The sequence below is a fragment of the Advenella sp. genome (assembly GCF_052108595.1).
Lineage (GTDB): Bacteria > Pseudomonadota > Gammaproteobacteria > Burkholderiales > Burkholderiaceae_B > Advenella.
On sequence record NZ_JBQEAU010000104.1, the window covers coordinates 9,391 to 16,603 of the forward strand.

General features: G+C 56.0%; 6 protein-coding genes. 2 read left to right on the forward strand and 4 right to left on the reverse strand.

What is annotated here, in order from left to right:
* A partial coding sequence (locus ACTIKR_RS16380; protein WP_442328399.1) for an META domain-containing protein occupies positions 1-842 on the forward strand: 842 nt, incomplete at its 5' end.
* Between the two features lie 113 nt (positions 843-955).
* A complete protein-coding gene (locus tag ACTIKR_RS16385) occupies positions 956-1,459 on the forward strand; it encodes a DUF2938 family protein (protein WP_442328400.1) in 504 nt (167 codons plus the stop codon).
* Here ACTIKR_RS16385 and ACTIKR_RS16390 read toward each other — a convergent pair.
* The 4 genes from ACTIKR_RS16390 to ACTIKR_RS16405 all read right to left on the reverse strand — a co-directional run bounded on the left by ACTIKR_RS16390 (position 1,447) and on the right by ACTIKR_RS16405 (position 7,127).
* The gene (locus ACTIKR_RS16390) at positions 1,447-2,763 is read right to left on the reverse strand and encodes an MFS transporter (protein WP_442328401.1); all 1,317 of its coding nucleotides are present in this window, start codon (positions 2,761-2,763) and stop codon (positions 1,447-1,449) included. The two genes, ACTIKR_RS16385 and ACTIKR_RS16390, sit on opposite strands and share 13 nt — an antisense overlap.
* Positions 2,764-2,899: 136 nt before the next feature.
* Complete coding sequence (locus tag ACTIKR_RS16395) at positions 2,900-3,352, reverse strand: MarR family winged helix-turn-helix transcriptional regulator (protein WP_442328402.1); 453 nt, start codon at positions 3,350-3,352, stop codon at positions 2,900-2,902.
* Positions 3,353-3,567: 215 nt separating this feature from the next.
* Positions 3,568-5,406, reverse strand: a complete 1,839-nt coding sequence (locus tag ACTIKR_RS16400; RefSeq protein ID WP_193090285.1) for a phosphoenolpyruvate carboxykinase (GTP) — start codon at positions 5,404-5,406, stop codon at positions 3,568-3,570.
* A 392-nt stretch (positions 5,407-5,798) separates the two neighbouring features.
* Entirely contained in the window at positions 5,799-7,127 is a 1,329-nt protein-coding gene (locus ACTIKR_RS16405) for an MFS transporter (RefSeq protein WP_442328403.1), read from the reverse strand.
* Positions 7,128-7,213: the final 86 nt, after the last annotated feature.

The following is a 7,213-nucleotide window of genomic DNA, read 5'->3' on the forward strand; positions in this document are numbered from 1 at the left end:
CCCAATTGACTCACAAGGACAGAATCATGATTCAGGCTTTTCTTCGACCCTTGCTGGCTATGACATGTGTGATCGGTTCATATGCACAGGCGGCAACGCTCCAGGGTACGGCAATCTATCGCGAACGTATTGCCGCGCCAGCCGATGCGATATTCGAAGCAAGTCTGCAGCAAATAAAGCCCGACGGCACACCGGGACCCGTGGTAGGTCACGCGGCCCTGAACCCTGCCGGCCAGACACCGTTTAAGTTTGAAATTATCTACGACGCCACTATCCAGCCCGGACAGCAATATCGTGTCAGCACGGCTCTATCAGCGCAGGACCGTGTCATTTTTTCCGGTGCCGCACAGGTTACACTGCCCCAGGCAGACAGCAAGCCGATCATGATTTTGATGAGAAAAGGCGCACCGGAACACGTGGGGTCGCCAGCAGCCTCGTCCGATGCGCCTGTGGCAAGCCAGGATCCGGCCAAGGCAGCAGCCAAGCCCGACAGCCCCTTGCGCAATACCTACTGGAAGCTGGTCTCCCTGCATGGCAAGGCCGTGACTGCGCACGATCAGCAACGTGAAGCGCATATCGTGTTTTCGGCCAGCGACGACCGGCTCTCCGGGAGCAGTGGCTGCAATCATATGATGGGTGGATTCGAAGAGAAAGGCGATCAATTGAAGCTGAAACAGGTGGCCGGCACCATGATGGCCTGCCCGCAAGGGATGGAAGTGGAAACCGCATTTCTCAATGCCCTGCTGACGGTCGCACGCTATAAAATCAGCGCAGAGCATCTGGATATGCTGGACGCCAGCGGCAATATTGTGGCCAGTTTTGACGCCGTCGCCCTGCAATAAGCACGCCAGGCACAAGTTCGAGCCAGCACCGGTCCCACGCGGCCTGGTGCGCGCCAAAACCCTCTGACCATTCCTTCTTACTCTTATTCTTATTTGACGACGGCAACCATTCCATGTACAGCATATTCACGCTCTTTCTACACGGCATCATTATCGGCATTGCCGCAACCCTTGTCCTGGACATCTGGGCCCTTGTGGCAAAACGTGCTTACGATGCGGCCCCGGCCAACTGGGCGCTGGCCGGACGCTGGTTTGCCCATATGAAAAATGGCGTCTACCGGCATGACAATATTGCAGACGCCTTGCCTGTTCGCGGCGAACTGGCTATCGGTTGGATAGCCCATTACGTGGTTGGTATTGTGTACGGCATCCTGGTCGTGACGATCTGGTTCTTCCAAAATGTCAGCTACCCGACCCTGTTTGCTCCGTTGCTGATTGGCCTGGTGCTGGCAACTTGCGCCGCCTGGTTCCTGATGCAGCCGGGCCTGGGTCTGGGTGTGGCCGCCCGTAAAACGCCTGATCCGCTACGCATGCGCCTGCGTACCATCGTCAACCATGTGGTATTTACTCTTGCCCTGTACCTGAGCGCACTGGCCCTGTCCGGCTACTTGGCCTGAATACGGGCCTGGCGCCGGCGTTGTTCGCGCAAGTGAACTTCATGGCCATCCAGACTGAACTGCACGCGATACTGCACCAGCTTTACGGCTAGGGCTCGGTACTTGAACATATACCGCAGCCCCACCAGCATGGCCAGTATGCCTGCCGCTGCCGCAACGCCCAGCGACCAGCGGGGGCCAAACGCATCGGCAACCCAACCTACGATGGGTGCTCCAATGAGCGTGCCTCCCAACGCAATAGCCATGTAAATCGCCATCACCCGCCCACGCATGGCTGCATCGGTGGACATTTGCACGGTACTATTCACGGTTGTATTAAAAGTCTGAGCGGCAACCCCCAGCACCACAAGCACCACGCCAAAGACCCAATAATTGGGCGAGACGGCAGCCAACACACAACCGAAACCGAAGATACCCGCACCGGTCAACACATATGCAATTCTCGGGCGCGTTCGGCGCGCTGCCAGCAACGCACCACAGACCGACCCGATGGCCATGGTCGACGACAGCAGACCGTATTCGTTGGCGCCAACCTGGAAAATGGTCACAGACATGGTCGAGATATAAATGGGAAAATTAAATCCGAAGGTACCGATCAGAAACAGCATCATGAACAGCGCTTTGAGATCCGGCCGGCCCCACACATAACGAAACCCCTGGACCAGACTACCCGCAGTACGCGGTGCCCGCTTGGCCCGATTAAGATCCTGCTCTTTAAGGCGAAACAGCGAGGCAATCACAGCCAGATACGTGATGGCGTTGATCAGGAATACCCAACCGGTACCCACGCCGGCGATAAGCAAACCGGCAACAGCTGGGCCAATCATGCGAGCGGCATTGAACGAAGCCGAATTCAGAGCGACTGCATTGGGTAGATCGGTCTCCCCAACCAGTTCGGACACGAAGGTCTGGCGTGCCGGGCCGTCAAAAGCCGTGACGCAGCCCAGCAAAAGCGCAAAGATATACACATGCCATAATTGCACCAGCCCGGTCAGCGTCAACAACCCCAAGCCGAGCGCCAGCATGCCCATGGCTGCCTGGGTCGCAATCAACAACTTGCGCCGATCCAGGTAATCGGCTGCAAGGCCGGTAACAGGCAGAAGAAAAATCTGCGGACCAAACTGCAGCGCCATCACAATACCCACAGCCGTGGCATTATTTTGGGTCAGGTAAGTAAGCACCAGCCAGTCTTGTGCGGTACGCTGCATCCATGTACCAACGTTGGACACAATGGCGCCCCCCGCCCAGATTCGATAATTCCGAATGGCAAGAGATCTGAATGTGCCGCTTTTGATGGTACCCACAACGTCCTCTGGCTATGCCGAAAAATGGTTCAGAAGGTTGACGAGACGGGGGCGCTGTCGTCCCCCTCAAGTAGGCACGACAGGCGACGCGAGGTCGTCGGCGATGGTGCTGCGCGTAAATGCTGCCGCTGTGCGGTCAGTGATTGACGAGTCGCTTAAGCAGCTCTATGGCTTTTGCCAGCGATTCCTGTTCTTTTGTGTTGTAGCAGGCATAAATTTCCCGCACCAGCCAGTCTTCCCTGGCGGCGCGACTGGCCTGGATCATCGTGAGAAACCGCGGTGTCAGTGAAAGAATGGTCTGGCGACCATCGGCCGGATCGGGCGTACCCTTGATATGGCCTGCAGCTTCCAGACCAGATACCGTTGCTCCCATCGATTGCGGCCGGACACCTTCGGCGCGCGCCAAGGCGGTCACTGTTGTAGGCCCGTCGCGCTCCAGTCGCAACAATACCGAACGCTGCGAAGGGGTGAAATCCCCTGCGCTGGCCTGGGCACGCAGCTTGCGTGTGAACGAGGAAATCAGAATGCGCAATTCTGCAGCCAGTTCTGATACCCGCGCCTGTTCGGGGCTCAACGGTTTAATATCCATAGTGCCATGGTAGCAGATCAAAAGGAAAACTACAAAGGTAACCTTCTTTTCTGTAGGTCATTCATCTTTCTATGTATTGCAGGCTCGAGATGTGACCGGCAAGCCGGCATCCAGCCACCGCAGTCAAAGGCGCTCGCGTGCCCGCTCGTGCACTGATGCATGGCGGGCGCGGATTGGCAGGACGGCCCATTGTGGCAGCCCAGCCGCACTGACGATCAGGCGAGGTGGCTGTCCAGTCGCTCGCGAATCTGTGACAACTCCGCGGGCAATCGCTGTTGAAGTTTGTTGAACAGTTCCTCATGCAGACCCAGTTCACGGCGCCATTGTTCCTGCTCAATGGTGGTAATGCGCTTGAACTGCGCAGCGTCAAACGACAGGCCATCCCAGGTAATATCTTCAAAACGCGGCGATACGCCGAACAGATTTTCCTCTCCCTGGGCCGTGCCGTCGATGCGTTCCAGCATCCACTTGAGCACACGCATGTTCTCGCCAAAGCCAGGCCAGATGAACTTGCCGTTATCGTCGGTCTGGAACCAGTTCACGCAGAAAATATGAGGCAACGTTGCGCCAGACTGCTCGAGCGTGCGACCCAGATTGAGCCAGTGCTGGAAGTAGGAACTCATGTTGTAACCGCAAAACGGCAACATGGCGAACGGGTCGCGACGCACCACGCCCTGTGTACCCGCCGCAGCGGCAGTGGTTTCTGAGCCCATCGTGGCAGCCATATAGACGCCCTCTACCCAGTTACGCGCCTCGGTCACCAGCGGCACGGTGTCGGATCGGCGACCGCCAAACAAGAAAGCGTCAATCGCCACCCCTGCCGGATTGTCCCATTCGGGATCGATCACCGGATTCTGGGTTGCCGCTACGGTAAACCGGGCATTGGGATGGGCGGCCTTGCGTCCCGAGTCGGGGGTCCAGTCCTTGCCCTGCCAGTCAATGAGGTGCGCGGGCGCGGGGCCCATGCCTTCCCACCACACATCGCCATCATCAGTGAGCGCGACATTGGTAAACAACACGTTTTCCCGCAGCGAGGCCATGCAGTTGAAGTTGGTTTTCTCGTTGGTGCCAGGTGCAACGCCAAAATAGCCGGCTTCAGGATTGATCGCGTAAAGACGACCGTCTGCACCAGGTTTGATCCAGGCAATATCGTCGCCCACCGTTGTGATTTTCCAGCCTGGCAGCGAATCCGGCGGAATCATCATCGAGAAATTGGTTTTACCGCAGGCCGAAGGGAACGCGGCAGCGACGTGCATTTTTTTTCCTTCGGGCGAGGTGACACCCAGAATCAACATATGCTCGGCCATCCAGCCTTCGTCACGTCCCATGTTCGAGGCAATGCGCAAGGCAAAACATTTCTTGCCCAGCAACGCATTGCCGCCGTAGCCGGAACCATAAGACCAGATTTCACGGGTCTCGGGATAATGCACGATATATTTGGTCTTGTTGCAGGGCCAGGATACATCGGCCTGGTTGGGTGCTAGCGGGCTGCCAACCGAATGCACGCAAGGGACGAACTCGCCATCGCTGCCCAGAATATCGTACACCTTGCGCCCCATTCGGGTCATTAGCCGCATATTGACAGCCACATAGGGAGAATCGGACAACTCGACGCCAATGTGGGCAATGGGCGAGCCCAGCGGCCCCATGGAAAACGGAATCACATACATGGTACGGCCACGCATACAGCCATCGAACAGGCCGTCAAGCGTATCGCGCATTTGCGCAGGTGCTTTCCAATTGTTGGTAGGACCGGCGTCTTCTTCCTTTTCGGAGCAGATATAGGTGCGGTCTTCCACGCGCGCCACGTCATCCGGATCAGACCAGGCCAGATAAGAGTTGGGACGCTTCTGAGGGTTCAGTTTGCGCAGGGTACCAGATTGAACCATCAGCGCACACAGGCGGTCATATTCTTCCTGGGAACCATCGCACCATTCGATACGATCGGGTTGGGTCAGCGCGGCGATTTGCGCCACCCAGGCTTTCAGGCCTGCGTGCTGCACCCATTCGGGCGCATTGATTTGAATTGAAGGTTCGGGACGAGCTGCATTCATAGGGTTTAGGTCTCCGTATTCTGGCAAATGCAAAAACGCCTCCTTTGAAGGCGTCTGTTGAAACGATGTCGTATGGCGCCGGACCGGGCCCGCCAGTGCGCAGGCAAGCAAAACAGTCCGGAATAATGCCTCATTCTAATACCGCATGACGATTATGTGTATGCTTTCTCCTTTCGGCGTTTCAACTTGTTGCCTGTGTTACGTTCCGGACAGCACGCAGCATGCATAACAGCAACAACGTTTGCGAATGTCATTTTCCGCAGTTGCACATAACCACATCACAATTGAAATAGCCCTGACTGGCCATTTAATGATGCATCGCACAATTGCATTTGAAGCCCGCAGGCGGGCAGTTTTGCCAGTCTGCGGGCCTGCAGTATGAAAATCACCGATTAGCGTGCAGCCGCGCCAGCAGCAACTGCGGAGCGCGCCTCGACGCTCTTGCGGTCTTTTCTGACTGTTTTGATGGACGCCGCACTGACGGCGGAGATAATGCCTACGATGACAGTATAGGCCACCACCAGCCAAGGCTGACCGTTATTCTCGCGCAATAGTGCAGTGGCTATTAGCGGTGTAATACCCGAAGCAAAGATGCCGGAAAACTGATACACAAATGAAATACCCGTGTACCTCACCCGCGTGTCAAACAATTCGCAGAACAAAGCCGCTTCCGGACCGTACACCATGGCATACAGGATGCCGAAAGGAATCACAATCGAGAGCCAGACGACAAATACGTTGTCCGAAAAGGTTGTCATGAGCCAGAATGCCGGAATAGCGGAAAAACCGGTAATCAGAGATCCCCAGAAATAAGTACGGGTACGTCCCAGCCGGTCGGACATGGCCCCAAAATAAGGAATGAAAGCGCACATCACAATCGCGGCAATCATCACGCCGGTCAGCGCGTCAGTACGCGACATCTGCAGGTTTTTGGTCAGATAACTGATAATGAAGACGCCGAAAATATTAAAAAACACACCGTCAATATAGCGCGCACCCATGCCCTTGAGAATGTTCATTGGATAGTTCTTGATCATATCCACAAACGGAATCTTGCTTTCCGCATTTTTAGCCTTGATCTGCTCAAACTCCGGGCTCTCCTTGACGGCCAGCCGGATGTACATGCCTACGAAAACCAGCAGCGACGACAACAGAAAGGCGATTCGCCAGCCCCAGCTCAGGAACTGCGCATCGGTCAGCAACGACGACAGCAGCGCGACCACACCCGAGGCCAGACACAACCCCAGAGAAAGACCGATTTGCGGCAGGGACGCATAAAGTCCTTTTTTCTCTGGCGGCGCATACTCATAGGTCATGAGTACGGCGCCACCCCATTCGCCCCCCAGGCCTATACCCTGCAATACGCGGAAGAACAACAGCAATGCGGGCGCCCAGATACCAATACTGTCGTACGAAGGAATCAGCCCGATGGCCACGGTGGACACACCCATGATCATCAGCGTCATAATCAATGCGCTTTTGCGCCCGACCTTGTCGCCAAGATGACCGAAAATGATCCCGCCCAGCGGCCGCGCCAGAAAGCCTACCGCAAATGTGGCATACGCCAGCAGCGTCCCGATATACGGATCTTCACCCGGAAAATACAGTTGGTTGAACACCAGGCCGGCGATCACGCCATATAGAAAAAAGTCGTACCATTCAATCGTCGCACCTACCAGCGAGGCAGCTACGACCCTGCGCAATCCTTTCTTGTCACTCATTGTTGTCTCCATATATTGATTTATGTACAGCTTTCATTTCGAACCGACATATTTCATTTGCAATTGCACGTCGCCTCGTCGCTTCT